This is a genomic window from Coleofasciculus sp. E1-EBD-02 (assembly GCF_040218245.1).
Classification (GTDB): Bacteria; Cyanobacteriota; Cyanobacteriia; order Cyanobacteriales; family Coleofasciculaceae; genus Coleofasciculus.
This window is the reverse complement of record NZ_JAVJQN010000023.1, coordinates 25,043-40,806: the sequence shown is the minus strand read 5'-3', so window position 1 is coordinate 40,806 and position 15,764 is coordinate 25,043. Positions and strand designations below refer to the sequence as shown.

At 41.8% G+C, this 15,764-nt stretch carries 15 protein-coding genes and 1 pseudogene; 9 read left to right on the top strand and 7 right to left on the bottom strand.

The features are described from left to right. The first annotated feature begins 24 nt into the window (after positions 1–24). The 3 genes and pseudogenes from RIC07_RS04100 to RIC07_RS04090 all read left to right on the top strand — a co-directional run bounded on the left by RIC07_RS04100 (position 25) and on the right by RIC07_RS04090 (position 3,920). A pseudogene (locus tag RIC07_RS04100) lies at positions 25–1,535 on the top strand (carbamoyltransferase C-terminal domain-containing protein). Positions 1,536–1,549: 14 nt separating this feature from the next. Next, positions 1,550–2,698, top strand: a complete 1,149-nt coding sequence (locus tag RIC07_RS04095; RefSeq protein ID WP_446393393.1) for a hypothetical protein — start codon at positions 1,550–1,552, stop codon at positions 2,696–2,698. Positions 2,699–2,723: 25 nt separating this feature from the next. After that, positions 2,724–3,920, top strand: a complete 1,197-nt coding sequence (locus RIC07_RS04090; protein ID WP_446393392.1) for a glycosyltransferase family 4 protein — start codon at positions 2,724–2,726, stop codon at positions 3,918–3,920. Here RIC07_RS04090 and RIC07_RS04085 read toward each other — a convergent pair. Next, positions 3,917–4,090: a DUF433 domain-containing protein gene (locus RIC07_RS04085; protein WP_446393391.1), complete on the bottom strand. Its 174-nt coding sequence runs from the start codon at positions 4,088–4,090 to the stop codon at positions 3,917–3,919. The two genes, RIC07_RS04090 and RIC07_RS04085, sit on opposite strands and share 4 nt — an antisense overlap. 44 nt (positions 4,091–4,134) lie before the next feature. Between RIC07_RS04085 and RIC07_RS04080 the strand changes: the two genes are divergently transcribed. Together RIC07_RS04080 and RIC07_RS04075 are read left to right on the top strand one after the other, a co-directional pair. Beyond that, positions 4,135–4,593 (top strand): MgtC/SapB family protein, encoded by a 459-nt coding sequence (locus RIC07_RS04080; RefSeq protein WP_446393390.1) that lies wholly within the window; start codon positions 4,135–4,137, stop codon positions 4,591–4,593. A 136-nt stretch (positions 4,594–4,729) separates the two neighbouring features. After that, the gene (locus tag RIC07_RS04075) at positions 4,730–5,374 is read left to right on the top strand and encodes a CAP domain-containing protein (RefSeq protein WP_446393389.1); all 645 of its coding nucleotides are present in this window, start codon (positions 4,730–4,732) and stop codon (positions 5,372–5,374) included. A 109-nt stretch (positions 5,375–5,483) separates the two neighbouring features. Here RIC07_RS04075 and RIC07_RS04070 read toward each other — a convergent pair whose 3' ends face one another. Beyond that, positions 5,484–6,398, bottom strand: coding sequence for a hypothetical protein (locus tag RIC07_RS04070; RefSeq protein WP_446393388.1), 915 nt, complete (start codon positions 6,396–6,398; stop codon positions 5,484–5,486). Positions 6,399–6,685: 287 nt separating this feature from the next. Between RIC07_RS04070 and RIC07_RS04065 the strand changes: the two genes are divergently transcribed. Next, complete coding sequence (locus tag RIC07_RS04065; RefSeq protein WP_446393387.1) at positions 6,686–7,513, top strand: hypothetical protein; 828 nt, start codon at positions 6,686–6,688, stop codon at positions 7,511–7,513. 133 nt (positions 7,514–7,646) lie between these two features. Further along, positions 7,647–8,402, top strand: coding sequence for a histidine kinase (locus tag RIC07_RS04060; RefSeq protein WP_446393386.1), 756 nt, complete (start codon positions 7,647–7,649; stop codon positions 8,400–8,402). A 212-nt stretch (positions 8,403–8,614) separates the two neighbouring features. Here the strand turns inward: RIC07_RS04060 and RIC07_RS04055 are convergent, their stop codons facing one another. The 4 genes from RIC07_RS04055 to RIC07_RS04040 all read right to left on the bottom strand — a co-directional run bounded on the left by RIC07_RS04055 (position 8,615) and on the right by RIC07_RS04040 (position 13,221). Further along, positions 8,615–9,721 carry an alpha-hydroxy acid oxidase gene (locus tag RIC07_RS04055; protein WP_446393385.1) on the bottom strand — a complete coding sequence of 369 codons (1,107 nt, stop codon included), beginning with the start codon at positions 9,719–9,721 and terminating at the stop codon, positions 8,615–8,617. A gap of 293 nt (positions 9,722–10,014) precedes the next feature. Beyond that, a complete protein-coding gene (locus RIC07_RS04050; RefSeq protein ID WP_446393384.1) occupies positions 10,015–11,841 on the bottom strand; it encodes a protein kinase domain-containing protein in 1,827 nt (608 codons plus the stop codon). Between the two features lie 167 nt (positions 11,842–12,008). Continuing rightward, entirely contained in the window at positions 12,009–12,452 is a 444-nt protein-coding gene (locus tag RIC07_RS04045; protein WP_446393383.1) for a retroviral-like aspartic protease family protein, read from the bottom strand. A 370-nt stretch (positions 12,453–12,822) separates the two neighbouring features. Further along, the gene (locus RIC07_RS04040; protein WP_446393446.1) at positions 12,823–13,221 is read right to left on the bottom strand and encodes a DoxX family protein; all 399 of its coding nucleotides are present in this window, start codon (positions 13,219–13,221) and stop codon (positions 12,823–12,825) included. A 380-nt stretch (positions 13,222–13,601) separates the two neighbouring features. Between RIC07_RS04040 and RIC07_RS04035 the strand changes: the two genes are divergently transcribed. Next, a complete protein-coding gene (locus RIC07_RS04035) occupies positions 13,602–14,318 on the top strand; it encodes a response regulator (RefSeq protein ID WP_446393382.1) in 717 nt (238 codons plus the stop codon). Positions 14,319–14,403: 85 nt separating this feature from the next. Next, positions 14,404–14,670: a hypothetical protein gene (locus RIC07_RS04030; protein WP_044204786.1), complete on the top strand. Its 267-nt coding sequence runs from the start codon at positions 14,404–14,406 to the stop codon at positions 14,668–14,670. A 200-nt stretch (positions 14,671–14,870) separates the two neighbouring features. On the opposite strand, the gene RIC07_RS04025 is transcribed toward RIC07_RS04030, so the two are convergent. Next, a complete protein-coding gene (locus RIC07_RS04025; RefSeq protein WP_446393381.1) occupies positions 14,871–15,674 on the bottom strand; it encodes a sulfite exporter TauE/SafE family protein in 804 nt (267 codons plus the stop codon). Between the last annotated feature and the right edge of the window lie 90 nt (positions 15,675–15,764).

The window sequence follows — 15,764 nt, the reverse complement described above, 5'->3', positions numbered from 1 at the left end:
ACTTAAATAACAGCAACAATTAAGATGTATTATATCTCATTAGCCGAAAATGCCCATGACTCTTGTCTCACAATTGCCAATAGTCAACAAGTCATTTTACATTTAGAAATGGAACGTTTTTTTAATTATAAGCGCTACAGAATCAATAAAACTTCTACGTTATTTGCACTAATTTCGTTCCTAATTTACGAGTTAGATCTGGATAATAAAATTAAATTTATTGTTAGTCGGCATAATGGAGAAAGGCTATATCCTGAAGTTATTGAGTACATCTATAGAAATTTCTCTCAAAAACAGATAGCGGAAGTACAACATCTAGATTGTCATGCTTCTTTTTGCTACCTCACTAATTTTGAAGATGCCTTAGTCTTAGCAATGGATGGTGGTGGAGATCACCGAATCCCATTACATAAAGCTAACTGTCTTATCTATCATTATAAAAACAAAAAACTAAACTTGATAGGCTCTCCATTCAATCAAGGCTTTGATGGATTTGATGGTAAATTGTGGGCAATTGTTGCTTATAAACTATTTAATGATATCAATGCTGCTGGGAAAGTTATGGGTTTAGCTGCTTATGGGAATTTTAATGAGAAATATCAAGAAGTATTATTAAGTAATAAATTTGCCCATTTGGGATGGGTATTTGATAAAGAGTCTTTAGATAGACTTTGCACTTATTTGGATGTTAAAACTCCAGATGATGCGGCTTCTCTAGCGTTCACCTTACAAAAAATGTACACGGAAAATCTGATTAGCACTATAGAAAATTACAGGCATTACTCAGATAACCTTGTTGTAACAGGAGGATGTGCTTTAAACGTAATTACCAATACTGAGTTAGGTGAATCATTGGGTTACAAAAATGTTTATGTTCCTTCCTGCCCGGGTGATGAGGGACAGTCATTAGGCGCATTATTACATTACTTTGGTTCTCAAGATAAAGCAATACCGACTACAAATCTTCCTTATTTAGGGCGAGGTATTAAAAACAACTTAATTTCAGATTCTGTCTATAAAAAATTAACTGATTTAATGCTAAGTGGTAAGATAGTTGCTTGGCACATGGGGCGTTCTGAAACTGGACCTAGAGCGCTGGGACACAGAAGTTTATTGGCAATTCCAACTACAATGGCGATCAAAACAATTGTTAGTGAGAAGATAAAAAAAAGGGAATGGTTTAGACCTGTTGCTCCAGTTGTATTAGAAGAATATGCCTCTGATTGGTTTGACTTTCAATATAGTTCTCCTTATATGTCATTTACGGCAAAAGCTATAAAACAAAAGAACTTGCTCCTGCCATAGTTCATGCAGACGGTACGAGTCGTATTCAAACTTTATCTCGTGCGAATAATCCAGAGTTGCATGAACTGATTTCAAGAATATATGAAATAAATGGAATTCCTATACTCATAAATACCTCATTAAATTGTGCTGGCTTTCCCATTTGCGATACGGAACAACATAGTCAAGAGTTTTTTGTTTCTACGGATGTAGACATTTTGAATATCAATGGTAAGATTTACAGCAAATAATCTAAACAAATTATATGAAGAGAAACTTAAGAAAAAAAATACTGATCTATGCAGCTCCCTTTTCTTACGGACCAACAGGCAAAGCATTGTCTTTAGCAAGCCATTTAAAAGATTATTATGATATTGACTTTTCTGGCTATAATACAAGCTGGGAATTAATAGCGTTAGATAGCCTGAGCGTATCAAATAAAAGTAAGCCTATACTAGGAAATAATTTAGATGATCAAACAATTTTAAACTATTCCTTAATAATCAGTTGTAGTGATTTAAATCTGGCATTGAGAGCAAAAAGCTTAGATGTCAAATCAGTTATGTTTGATTCTGTTTTTTGGTGGCGTTCTCCGAAGATAGAAGATATTTATTCAATAGATGCTTATATAGTCCAAGATTTTTTAGGAGTCGATCAGGCAATTGACGCACTTGGGAAAAAACCTTCTAACTTTCATAAAGTAGGGGCAGTCTTTAGAAAGAATATTAGTCAAGTTGAAAAAGCGTCCGGCAGTACTAAGAGAATACTTATAAATTATGGTGGAATTGAATCACCATATATTCAGGTTCCTCAAAATTCAAGATATCCTTTTATTATGACAGATATACTATCACCTTTATTTAAGGATAAATCAGACTTTGAATTTATTGTAACTGGAAAAAATCATGTCATGAAAAAATTGGCTAACCAATATAATAAGTATTGTAATGTTAAATTTAAAACCCTAGATCATAATGCTTTTTTGTCTTGTATCGGTAGAAGTGACTTAGTAATCACAACGCCAGGAATCGAAACTTTTTATGAAACTGTTTATTTGGGTAAACATTCTGTGCTACTCCTACCTCATAATTCTACCCAGTATTTACAACTTATGGCTTTGATAGATGCAGGGATTGAAAGTCCTGTATGTCACTATAATTATTATGGAAAAAATTGTACATATAAAAGAAATTTAGATGAATCTAAAGAAGTCAATGCTGTAATTAATGATTTGAATGAATTTTATTCTTTTCATCAGTCCTTAAATAATTATCAGCATAATTTTTATACGTTGATAAAACGTAGATTAATGGAAGCCGATATTTATGAAAACAAGAAACAGCAATATTTAAAAAACATAGGTACAAATGGTAGTCAATCAATTATCGAAATTGTTGGCAGATTGATTAACTAGGATTTAACTTAAATAAGGACATTGTATGAAGCTTTTATTTACAATGCATATGCCTTATCTGCCTCCATTAGGTGGAGCCAATAAAACTATCCGTTATTTGGCTGAGGCTTTGGCGTTACGAAAGCACTCAGTCGTGGTTATTGTACCTGCTTTCGGCGAGCCTCCTGGCGGAGTAACAGAAAAGCAATTTTTCGAGGAACAAGAAAGATATGGTATCCGTTGTACCCTCAATCAAGGAGCGTATATATTTCACCTAAATGGTGTTGAAGTTCATGCTGTATCAGATGAAGAAATAATTAGTTGGTATTTAAAAAATCAGATCAATCAATTTCAGCCTGACTACATAATAGTTGCCGCTGAGGATATTACACAGGTCTTGCTTAAAACATCTCTAAGTGTTCGTAAATGTCCTGTAATTTGCATAGCACAAACACCATCATTATTGCCATTTGGTTTCTACTCCTTCTATCCTGATCGTCAAAAAACATCTATCTTGAAGCAAGTAGACGCATTTGTTGTTAACAGTAAATTCCTTGCCGATTACGTCCATCATTGGATAGATATTCAACCAATTACTATTTACTTACCTGCGTATGGTCAACCACCATTTCCCAACTTCGGAAATTTTGAATATGGTTTTATTACCTTAGTTAATCCCTGCCATTTAAAAGGTATTTCAATATTTATAAAACTAGCCGATCAATTTCCCGATCTGGAATTTGCCGCAGTTCCGACATGGGGAACGACTTATCAAGATCGAGTATGGCTTGAAAGTATTTCAAATATTTACCTGCTCCAACCATCTTCTGATGTGGATCTAATTTTATCTAAAACTCGTATTTTATTAGTACCATCACTCTGGCTAGAAAATATTCCACTGATTATTATTGAAGCAATGCTTCGAGGAATTCCTGTGATTTCCAGTAATGTAGGAGGAATTGAAGAGATTAATCTAGGAACTGGTTTTATGTTGCCCGTGAAGCCGATTGAACGAGTCGCTCATAGTTTTAACAAAAATAAAAGGATGATCCCGCTTGTTCCAGAGCAAAAAATTTCGCCTTGGTATAACGCTCTTTTTCAGCTTATATCAAACAGAGAACTATACTACCAGCAATCTAGCTTAGTTAGAAGTGCCGCCGATAAATTCGTTTCTCAAATTAAAATTGAAGCTTTTGAGGATTTCCTTCGATATGGTTCATTAAAAAACAACTTTCTTGCTTAAGGTAACGGTTCTTCTTCTCTCACCAGTGCGGCAGCATAAGCGATCGCAGAGCGCACGTTATCTACAATCAATGGTGGATAGTCTTCGACAATCTCTTCTAATGTCAATCCTTCTGCCCGGTTATCCAGGATGACTGAAACCATAATGCGGGTTCCTTTTTGGTAATTCATCTTCAACTATACTCAAAAGAGTTAGTTGGGAAGGATTTCAATTGATGTCAAATATTTACGTACTTGCGCCAAATGATTGGTTAGGGATAGGACTTAGACTCGGTATTGCTTTACTGGTGGGAGGAATTATTGGCTTTGAACGTGAAATCAAAGATAAACCCGCCGGATTTAGAACCCATATCCTAGTTAGCTTTGGTTCTGCATTCTTTGCCTTGATACCCATATTAATTGGTGTTGCTGAACAAAGCGCAGACGCACTTCCTCGCGTGATTCAAGGCATTATCGGTGGCGTAGGATTTTTAGGTGCAGGAGTAATCGTACAAGAATCTCAGCCGCAGCGACAAGGATATAGAATTCGGGGACTGACTACGGCGGCGGCGGTTTGGGTATCATCAGCGTTGGGCGTTGCGGCGGGCTGTGGGTTATGGGGTTTGAGTTTAATTTCTGCTCTATTTATTTTACTAATTTTGAGACTGTTTAAAAAAATTGAGCCGAGTAGCTAGTATAAAAAAATGTTAGCTGACTACAGACCCTGATTGAGCCGAACAGCAAGTGGATACATTTTTGTATTCTATCGGAAAAAGTGCTGTAAACTAAGATAAGTGAAATACATTTCGGATTGGACAAAGGAGATAATCGATGAGCAAGCTAAACAGCCAATCCAAACCTAGTACAGCTTTGACAGGGTTTTTAACGCCACCACAGCAACTATTTACCTATTTGGCTGGGGCTGTATTCCTTAGTTTCCTCTTATCAAGTTGTACAGTTTTTTCCCTAGATACTTCACCACGCCCAACCCAAGAAGAGACACCGACTAGAGAGAGTCTTGCGGAAGGCGATAGCGCCGATTATGGTATCACTGTCCAATCCGATGCCATAGCACAATTGGAGGCAAAAATTTATCAGCGCATCAATGAAATTCGTCAGCAGCGTGGTCTCAATCAACTAAAAATTAACGATAATTTGGCGAAACTGGCTCGTAGTGATAGCCGTAAAATGGCACAAAGCAACTTTTTATCACCTCTGGGAATTCAAGGAGAACCTTTAGAAAAAAGGGCACAAGCTGCGGGGTTTTCTTTTGAGCATATTGCTGAAAATTTTTCCTTTGATAAATTCTCCGATACTTCTCCTTCTGCGTCATCAATAGTACAAAAATGGATGGATGACGAGGGGCAACGCGAATCTATTTTGAATTCTGATTTCCACGAGACAGGTATAGGAATTTGGCGAGAAGATGATCGCTACTATATTTCGCAAATTTTTATACAAAAAGACGATGAATAGATTTTAATATTATAGCAAACGCTATAGCGGTTAGGACACATTATTTAAGTAGTAGAGACGCGCCATGGTAGAGACGCGCCATGGCGAGTCTCTACTTAAAAATAAGGGATTAAAACATTCCGTCAAAGCCCCAAACTGATGAACCCATATTTTCATCATCGGTTCCTAAAATGATTCCTCCGACTGTACCGGGTAGGAGTTCAATCGCTTCTACTTTGTGATAATTTAAGCGATAAATAGGTATCAGTGCTTGGTTTTGACGAAATACAATGCGGTTATCCTGTAAACTCAAACCACCTGCTACGTAAACGGCAGACTGGAAGGGTCCATCGTTACCCTTATCTGAAGCCGAGGTAATGTAAACAATACCAGCCGAATCAACCTTGAGATCAGAAATATGGCGAACATTATCCACTGGAAATGGGACGGTTAAACTGGCTGAACCTTGAGGCGTAATCTCATTGGTTTTCAAGTCCAAAACTCCCCAATACAGGACTCCGGGGTCTTCCTGGTTACCTCGATGCGCCCAAACTGCGAGCAGCTTATCCTCAATTTTTTGTAAGGCAAATCCTTCTAAATTAGTGCCTTCCGGCAAATTAGGCAAATTAAATACATTTAAAACAGACACATTTTGATGATTGCCATTGAGCCGGAAATGATAGACTGTTCCCGAACTGGTTAACGCCATAAATGTGGGTTCTGATTGTCCAGGAACAGCCGTGAGTGCTTCTAAATCTACAGGTAAGGGTTGGTTGAACCAGTTGATTGGACTATATTCAGGCGCTTGTTCGCCGATAACCGTGATCATCGCCAGACGCCCTTCCCCTACCCCTTTATTATCATGAACGATGAGAAATGAGGTGGAACCCTCTTGCTGTTCTAGGAATGCCATGCCACTAATCCCAAACAGGATACTACCACGCACAGGACGCCAGGGTTGTGCCTGAACGGGTTTGGCAAATGGCGCAACCGTTAGGGTGACGCCTAAAATGACAGTTAGAGCTAGGGTGTTGAGTGCTTGCATTCCGATCATTATGGCAGAAATCAATCACCCGCTCAATTTTCCCTGTGCCTACCCTGAAAAGGAATAACCGCTCAAGCTTCCGGAATACTCTGCAATTAGTCAGAGGGAGAAAGTCACTCTCCTGATAGATACAAAAAGGATTTTTTAGAGCGAATGTAGGTTAGTGCAATAAGTAAAACGCTAAAAATAACGTTTTACAACGCCTCCATCTAACCGTCAACAAGTTAGAGGGTTGGGTTGGCTGCGATGATAAGCAGCAATTTTCGTTCTAGAAATAGGAATAATACATGTTAAATCAAGGAGACTCCGTCCCCTTATGGACTAAACGAACAGGGAATTACTTAGGAGCGATCGCATTCGCTCTAGCCGCTTTGCTGCTTCCTGGCTGCACTACTGATAACGAGGAAATTCAGGATGGAAAAACCAACGTTACCACCGAGGACGTTGCTGAAAATACCGAAGACATCATCGGAAAAGAGGTCACGATTAGAAACATTGTCGAACAAAGAGTGGGTAACTTTGGCTATCTCGTACAGGCGGAGGAGTTGGGCAGCGAACCTATTCTGATTCTAGATCTTACAGAAGCTCCCTTCCAGCTTCCAGAGGAGCAAGAGATGCCGATTCAAGTAACGGGTGAAGTCGCGCAATTAGTAATTGCCGATATCGAAACCGAATACGGTGTAGAGTTAGGTGACGAATATGTCGAGTATGAAGATCAACCTGTTATTATCGCTGAATCCCTCGCCCTAGCTCCGACTCCTCAAGACTTAGCGGAAGCACCCGCAGGCTATTTCGACAAAGTTATTGCTGTCGAGGGTGATGTTAGAGATATTTACTCTCCCAGTTCAATCTCTCTATTTGAAGATGGTTGGGTAGATGATATCGGCGTTTTAGTGATTGGTGTCAATCGCAATCTTAAAGCTGAGGATAGCGTTGTTCAAGAAGGCGAAAGAGTCACTGTGACGGGTGTAGCGCGTCAGTTTAACCCGAAGCTGTTGCAGGATTCTGACATCGGTTGGGACGCAGAAAAGATTAAGGAGTTTGGGTCTAGATATATAGACAGACCCGTTATTGTAGCCGAAGATATTTTTCCTTCTGCTGTCGATAACAAATAATAAGTTTGTCCAGAAGGATAAAGTGTGACATTAGTTGTTATACTTCTGAATTCATCCGGATAGCTTTAGTCAAAACCAAAACAAAGGGCTGAATCAAGCCTAACGTTGTTTAATTTATTCAAAGGAAACAGTAATGTTAGAAAAAGAAAAGTTTGTACCCGAAACCCGTGACTACAAACGTGTTGTTGGTATTTTCCCCAAGCGCGAAGATCTGCAAGATACGATTCAGGCGCTCAAGGATGCGAATTTTGATATGGAGAGAGTCTCTCTCTTAGCACGGAATATCGAAGATGTGGAAGGTGCCAAGGAAATTACCGAAAGACAGGGGAATGAAGCCAAAGAAGGAGCCGGTATAGGTGCGACTACGGGTACTCTTCTTGGTGGTGTCGGTGGCTTCTTGATTGGCGTCGGTGTACTGGCGATTCCTGGTGTTGGTCCAATCCTCGCCGCCGGAGCCGAGATAGGGGCGTTAGGATCAACCTTAGCTGGAGCCGGAGTTGGTGCAGCAACAGGCGGTATTGTTGGCGCTTTGATTGGTCTGGGTATTCCGGAAGAGAAAGCCAAGGTGTACAATGAGCGCGTCAAAGCTGGCGACTATTTGTTGATGGTTAGCGGAAGCGAGGAGAAAGTAGAACATGCTGCCTCAATTATGCGCGATCGCCATGCAGAAGAATTAGAAATCTTTGAGGCACCTGAACAGGTTGAACATGAGCATGAAGAAGACGTTCACCTGAAAGAAGAACATGTAGAAACACATGTAGAACAAAAGCCTGTGTCAACGGTTAAGCAGCCAAGGACAAATGATCGAGAAGTTGTTGAAGCTCACGATCTAGAAGGCGATAAAGATCCGGACGTTGTTATTGTTGATAAGCGTAACAAAGTTCGATAAGTCGGCTCAATAGTCTTACCAACCTAACCCCCAACCCCTTCCCTACTAGGGAAGGATACTGCTGGTCATTAACTGAGGGGTCAGACCCCTCCCCAAACCCCCTCCCCGAACCTCTCCCTAGCCCTCTCCTACAAGGAGAGGGAAGCGGAATATATTTTTTTATTTGGAGGGGCTTTGATGCTCCTGACAGGTGAGTGAGCAAGATGCTCACACTACAAGGATTGCGTGAGTAAACTCTGATCAATATCCTGTACCTTGGCACAACCACTCAACGCCATTGCCACATCCAACTCATCCCGCAATAATTCCAAGACATGCTGCACGCCAGCTTCTCCCGCCACCGCTAATCCCCACAACACCGGACGCCCCACTAACACCGCTTTCGCCCCCAATGCTAAGGCTTTCAGGATATCTGTACCACGGCGAATCCCTCCATCCATGAGGATATCAACCTTATCGCCGACAGCCGCGACAACATCAGGAAGCGCATCAATTGACGCGATCGCACTATCTAATTGTCTACCTCCATGATTGGAGACAATCACTGCCTTTGCCCCATGTTCGACTGCCCGCAGTGCATCATCCCCCCGTAAAATCCCTTTAACAATAATTGGTAAATTTGTCAAGGACTGCAACCATTCCAAATCCTGCCATGTCAAGCCAGGATCAAGCTGTTGGACAAAATAGGCAAATAACCCCGATTCGCCAACAATTTCCGGAATATCGCGATGGACTAAATTCGCCAACTGCATCCCCATGGGTAAGGTAAACTGATTGCGCTTATCGTTTTCTCGACACCCTAAAACAGGCGCATCGACGGTGAGACAAAGGGCGCTATACCCGGCGGCTTCCGCCCGTTCAACTAAGTTTTGAGTCAAAGCGCGATCGCGATGGACATAGAGTTGAAACCATAATGGAGAATGACTATCCGTCTGAGAGTCTGACTGCACCTGTTTGGATGTCAATGCCACCTCTTCTAAGGGTTGAGTAGACATGGTACTCAATACCATCGCTGATCCCACGTTAGCCGCTACCTTCGCCGTCGCGATTTCCCCTTCTGGATGAGCTAAACATTGAAATGCAGTCGGCGCAATTAGAATGGGTAGGGAGAGAGATTGCCCTAAAACCGTTGTACTTAAATCTCGCTGACTAACATCAACTAACATGCGGGGACGAAGTTTGAATTTCTCAAACGCTGTCCGATTATCGCGCAACGTTATTTCATCCCAAGCGCCACTGGCGTAATAATCTAGCGCCATGCGAGATAACTGCTGATGGGCTAATGATTCGTACTCGAAAAGATTGATGGGTTGAGTCATATTATCAGGGAACAGGTAGATGAGGGAGATGGGAGTTGTAGGGGTTTGGTCTCCAAACCCCATTTCTTATGTAGGGGCGGGTTTCACGACTATCGTTTGAAATGGTGCGTTACGCTTTGCTAACGCACGATGGCGGCGTGACCCAGCTAAAATTGTGGAATAGATTTTACCGTTAAAATGGGCGCACGCCATGCGCCCCTACAATTCTAATCCACCAAATAAGGTGTGCCACGCCACTACACCCGCCCCGACTAAATGACAAATGACGAATGGCAAATGACGAATGACAATTCTTACCAAACACGCCAAATTTTAATCGTTTTATCACAACTCCCACTCGCTAAAGTTTGTCCATCGGGGCTAAATGCCACAACCTGAACTGTGTCCGTATGTCCTTCGAGAATACAACATGCTTGTGCAGTTGCAACATCCCAAATTCTAATCGTGTTATCACCACCGCAACTGGCGAGGAGACGCCCATCGGGACTAAAGGCGAGGGAACGCACCTGGGGACAATTCCCTTGAATTAGGGCGGTTTGCGTCAGGGTGCGAATATCCCATAACCGAATCGTTGCGTCTGAACTGCCACTAGCTAGAATCATACTATCAGGACTAAACGCGATCGCATCAACGGAATTGATATGTCCGGCTAGAGTCCCCAGCCTTTGCCAGTGGGGAACATACCACAGTTTAATGGTTCGATACCCACTTCCACTCGCCAAGATTTGTCCATCGGGACTAAAGGCGACACAATTAAATCCACTGGAACGACTGGATAAAACCTGTATCGTTTTCAACGTTTGACTCTGGCAAATCCGAATTTTGTTATCTCTACCGCAACTTGCCAAAAGACGTTTCTTCGGGTTAAATGCGACTGAATCAACGCCACCGTTATGACTTTTGACACTAACCAATTGTTTTCCGGTTTGTACCTGCCATAATCTTAGAGTGGCATCCCGACTTCCACTGACTAGATATTTTCCATCCGGGCTAAATGCCAGACAAGTTATCTCCTTACTATGGTTCCCAGAAAACCAGCCACCAAATGTACGAATTTCCCATGCCATACTCACTTGCCACAGTTTAATCGTTTTATCAACACTACCACTTGCCAGACTTTTTTTATCGGGGCTGAAGGTTATAGTGGAGATTCTATCCGAATGACCGCGAATTGTATTGACTAGCGAAGCATTAACGTTTAGGGGTTGCGATGGAAGGGTTGGTTGAGTCGTTGTCTGACTTGTTCCCAAGTGATGGAAATCTTGGAGAACTTGCTCAACCGATTGATATCGCTGTTTCATCACCGGATCAATCATTTTGTCCAGAAGTTCAGCCAAGTTTTGACTGATGGGGTTATTGACTAAATACTGTCGCCAGATAAACCCACTTTCTAGCGGTTCATATAAATCAAAGGGCTGCATCTGGGTTAACAAGTGAATGCAAGTAACGCCCAAACTATAGATATCGCTAGCAAAGACAGCTTTACCAAAGGTTTGTTCAGGTGCAGCATATCCAGCAGAACCAATGCTTGTTCCTGTTTTCGCCAAAATTGTCCAAGTCGCATATTTTGCTGCCCCGAAATCGACGAGAACTAATTTATTGTCGCGACGCCGCCGAATAATATTCTCCGGTTTAATATCTCGATGGATAACGTTTCCTTGGTGAACAAATTGCAGTACGGGGAGTAAGTCACTCAGCAGAGAGCGAACCTGTTTTTCTGAAAATGCACCGAGTTGGGCTAACTCTTGATTCAGATTCTCTCCATCGATAAATTCCTGGACAATGTACTGACAAGTATCTTGCTCAAAATAGGCTAAGAATTCCGGGATTTGGGGATGGTTGCCTAATTCTTTTAAGCGTTCGGCTTCTTGGTGAAATAATTGGGCAGCTTTTGGCGAATTGTTTTGTCTTTGAGGATAAAATTGTTTGATGGCGCAGTAAGGTTTTGAGGGTTGGGATTCATCCTCGGCTAACAGGGTTCTACCCAATCCCCCAGCACCTAGAAGCCGCAGCGGACGATATCTTTCTGCGAGGATAAGTTTTGTGCCACAGGTTTGGCAAAATTTTTGAGTTATTGAGTTTTCAGGGTTGGGGCAGTTGGGATTAATACAGTAGCTCAAGGGTATAAAGGTTTGTCATTGGTCATTTGTCATTGGTCATTCGTCATTTGTTAGTGGTTATTCGTCCTTTGTCCTTTGTCAAGGTTTTAGAGTCCCTAAGTAGGTTGGGTTTCGACTTCGCTCAACCCAACCGATGTTCTCAAGCTTGTTCAATTAATTATAGATTATTACAAAATTGTCAAATAGGTATCTGTTGGACTGATGGGTAACGGCTTCAAGGTTTGATTTTGCACATCTATGTCTAACCCCAATGCTTCTAACGGTATCACGCCCAAAAGTGCATCTGCACCACCAGGTAATTCCAAACATTCAAAGGTTCCTTCTCTACCAAATATAGAGAGAGTGGCATCTCGGAAAATTCGGGCTTTGCCAATACCCATGGCTGTCGCAACATCGACTTCTTTGAGAATTTTTAGTCCCAGTGAAGCAATTGCATCTGATGGCAAACACAAAGTTGTGGCTCCTGTGTCTACCAATACATTTTCCAGCGTGAGTGACCGAATTTGTTCAGGTGAAATTGTTCCATCTTCTGCCCGAATTTGGTCAGCTCGGTTAATAATTGTCAATTGGGTGAAAACTTTTCCCATTATGTTTTGGCTTTGAATTGGCATAATTGCCTCCTCCTGAAAAGTCGGAGAGATTCTCTTCATACATTGTAACGGATATTGAGTGCGATCGCGGATTTTTTAGTATCAGTTAATGACGACTACGCTGTCGTACATTTAAATTGGGTATTAATAGCGAGTAATTGGTATTAATAGCGAGCAAGATGCTCGCACTCTAAGGAATTTGCCATTATTTTATTAAGGTTTAAATTCCCAACGACTTACATCTACTGGACTGACACAGCTAAAATTGTGGAATAGATTTGACGTTTAAGCTGGGCGCAGGTCCTTGCGCCCCTACAATTCTAATCCACCAAATAAGGTGTGTCACGCCACTACTTTCTATTCCTCAGTTTATGCTAATCAAAGAACTTATCTATTTCGCCGACTGCATAGAAGAGGATTCGCTGTGTTGATCCAAACTAATCTCACCTGCACCAAAGGCGACAACCATCAATAATCCGCCCATTAAGCCTAAATTCTTGAAAAAGGCATTTTCTTCTTCAGGAAACTGGGTGTGGAAAATTAAGGTGGCGGGAATTAAAAAGCCAATCAATAATAAAGCTCCCCAACGGGCTTTATAGCCCAATAAAACCGAGAGTCCTCCACCAACTAATACAATGATAGTAGGAACGAGAACGATACCCGCAAAAGGAATTCCGCTAGCAGCCATATACTCTTGAGTGCCAGCGAAACCGAAAATTTTACTAATCCCCGACTTGATAAAAATAGCGGAGAGGAAAATCCGAGCGACTAAAGGGAGGTACTTTTGCATAGCGGTTCCTGTGTTGATGGATAACTGTCTAGAGACGCCTAGCCTAAGCGTAGCAGTTACGGGAGTGCGATCGCGCTTTAGCTTCCAGGGTACGCTAAGATGCATTGCAATGCCTGATTTCCCTTTAGACACCAAAACCCTCGACATACCGTAGGGTGGGTTTCGACTTCGCTCAACCCACCAGCCTTAAGTCAGCACCATTCATCCTCAGATAAGTACCTGGACATAAATTCTGTACCCTGTACCCAGAAATGTTAACCACCCTCAAACCCTCACTGTTGCCTGTTGCCTGTGACACACCGAGCGTGTTACCGAGCGTGTTACTGAGCGAAGCCGAAATAATACCTGATTATTGGCAAACCTGATGTTTAAGATTGATAATGAGTAAAATTAGAGTCGTTTTAATTGAAGACCATGAACTCACTCGTATAGGTTTCCGAACCGCTTTACAAGAGAGTCATGAGATTGAATGGGTGGGTGAAGCTGCTAATGGTGCTGACGGGTTAAGCTTACTTGAAAGGGTTCAACCAGATATTGGGATTGTTGACATTGGACTTCCTGACATGGATGGCATCGAGTTAACTCAACGTTTTCAAACTATTAAAGCGAATCATCCCGATTGTTCGACAAAAATTTTAATCTTAACTTTAGAGGAAAACGAAGAAGCAGTTATGGCGGCATTGGCAGCCGGGGCGAGTTCCTATTGCATGAAAACGATTAATTTTGAGCAGCTATTAAATGCGATTAAACGGACTCATAGAGGCGATGTTTGGCTTGATCCCGGAATTGCTAAAATTGTTCTAAAACATAGCAGTTTAACTCAGGATCAACCTGAGATAGCACCCCCCCAAGAAGCAGTACCGATTCAGGATTATATTAGCAAACCTAGTCAACTGATAGCGGCTTGTCCTTTAACTGAACAGGAGTTAGCGGTTTTGCAGTTCATTATTGAAGGGTATGATAATGAGGTAATTGCTAAACGGTTAGATATTCCAGCGGGAACAGTTCAACACTATGTCCAAAATGTTTTGGATAAACTGCGTGGTGATGATCGTACTCAATCAGCGGTTCAGGCGTTTCGTTCTGGATTAATTTAAGTTCTCAGCCAGATCCCAGTCGGGGATATGTCTGTATACTCTGTAAGGTTAGAATTGAGCCTATATAATGCATTCTGATTAAAATATGGCAAAGCAGAAACAACCCCTGACCGGAAAAGCACTGATCAAGGAAGTTTGTCGGCGGATTCGGGTTGCCCGTAGCTACTGGGATGCTCACAATAATCCTGCCTGTCGCCGAGAACGCGATCGCGCTTTAGCACTTTATAATACCTTGACCAAAGAACAAAAAGAACAGATCCCCCAAGTATTGCGAGTGTGGCTTCGCTACCGCAGTGAAAAATACTTCGGCGCACATCGAACACCGCCCAAGTCGAAACGAAAGTCGAAATAATACCCTTGATCCGGATTTCTCAAAAAAAGAGAGAAAACAACCCGTAGTCCTGGCGGGAAAAAGTACACTTAATCGTCTGGAACATTGTCCAGAAACATTAACCAATCGAGTGGAGAGCAGATATCATCGAATTGGACACGAGGCAGAATAGCCGACTCATACAATTGACCATGGAAACCCAGAAGAAAGCCTGTGCCAGTTCAGCTATAACTTTGCCATGCCTGCCAGAAAAAGTAAATGGCTAAGATAGCCAGTAATGTACTAAATGCCAAACTAACCACTTGATCCGGTAATTTAGGCAAAAAACGGGTACTAATTTGCGCTCCCAATAAACCCCCTGTACCCAGAAGTAATCCCTCAATCCATAACACATTCCCTTGTACAGCATGACCAACACAAGCCGAAATTGCGGTAATCACAATCACCCCTAAACTGGTTTGAATTGCTGTTTTAATGCTCTCTCCCAACAGTAAAATTTGCAAGGGAACTAGAATCACACCGCCACCCACACCAAATACACCAGCGAGTAAACCTGCTGTACTTCCTGTGCCAATTCTGGCTAATGCTGCTTTGCTTTTCGAGTGCGGAGTTTGTCGGGGAGTTCCTGTTTCGGAAGCGTCTTGCTTTTCTCTGGCTTTCAAACGTTTGCGGAGTCGAACTAAGTAAATATTAAGTAGGAGTAATAGTCCAAATGCCGCCTTTAACCAGTAGTCGGCAAATAATTCTGTTAAATAAGCGCCAATTGGCGCTGTTATAATAGCCGGAAAACCAATGACTATGATCCGTTTAAAATTTATGTTACCCAGCCGCCAATTCTGTAATGTACCCGAAATCGCTGTAATCACGATTGACAAGGTACTTGTAGCAACGGCTTGTTGATAGTCATATCCTAAGGTTACTAATAAAGGTACAAGAACTGTACCGCCACCGATTCCCAAAAAGCCGGCTAGGATTCCGGCAAATAAGCCAGCAGATGCAAAAATTAATAACTGGGTCGGTGTCATTGGTTATTGGTCTTATGTCATTTGTCTGGTGCGTTACGCTACGCTAACGCACCCTACAGGGTTCGTAGGTTATTGGTCATTAGTCATTAG

Coding starts and splice junctions, on each gene's coding strand:
- RIC07_RS04035 (WP_446393382.1), top strand. CDS start 13,602: ATGAGTAAAATTAGAGTCGTTTTAATTGAAGACCATGAACTCACTCGT.
- RIC07_RS04085 (WP_446393391.1), bottom strand. CDS start 4,090: ATGAATTACCAAAAAGGAACCCGCATTATGGTTTCAGTCATCCTGGAT.
- RIC07_RS04030 (WP_044204786.1), top strand. CDS start 14,404: ATGGCAAAGCAGAAACAACCCCTGACCGGAAAAGCACTGATCAAGGAA.
- RIC07_RS04040 (WP_446393446.1), bottom strand. CDS start 13,221: ATGCAAAAGTACCTCCCTTTAGTCGCTCGGATTTTCCTCTCCGCTATT.
- RIC07_RS04090 (WP_446393392.1), top strand. CDS start 2,724: ATGAAGCTTTTATTTACAATGCATATGCCTTATCTGCCTCCATTAGGT.
- RIC07_RS04095 (WP_446393393.1), top strand. CDS start 1,550: ATGAAGAGAAACTTAAGAAAAAAAATACTGATCTATGCAGCTCCCTTT.
- RIC07_RS04060 (WP_446393386.1), top strand. CDS start 7,647: ATGTTAGAAAAAGAAAAGTTTGTACCCGAAACCCGTGACTACAAACGT.
- RIC07_RS04045 (WP_446393383.1), bottom strand. CDS start 12,452: ATGCCAATTCAAAGCCAAAACATAATGGGAAAAGTTTTCACCCAATTG.
- RIC07_RS04055 (WP_446393385.1), bottom strand. CDS start 9,721: ATGACTCAACCCATCAATCTTTTCGAGTACGAATCATTAGCCCATCAG.
- RIC07_RS04025 (WP_446393381.1), bottom strand. CDS start 15,674: ATGACACCGACCCAGTTATTAATTTTTGCATCTGCTGGCTTATTTGCC.
- RIC07_RS04075 (WP_446393389.1), top strand. CDS start 4,730: ATGAGCAAGCTAAACAGCCAATCCAAACCTAGTACAGCTTTGACAGGG.
- RIC07_RS04065 (WP_446393387.1), top strand. CDS start 6,686: ATGTTAAATCAAGGAGACTCCGTCCCCTTATGGACTAAACGAACAGGG.
- RIC07_RS04080 (WP_446393390.1), top strand. CDS start 4,135: ATGTCAAATATTTACGTACTTGCGCCAAATGATTGGTTAGGGATAGGA.
- RIC07_RS04070 (WP_446393388.1), bottom strand. CDS start 6,398: ATGCAAGCACTCAACACCCTAGCTCTAACTGTCATTTTAGGCGTCACC.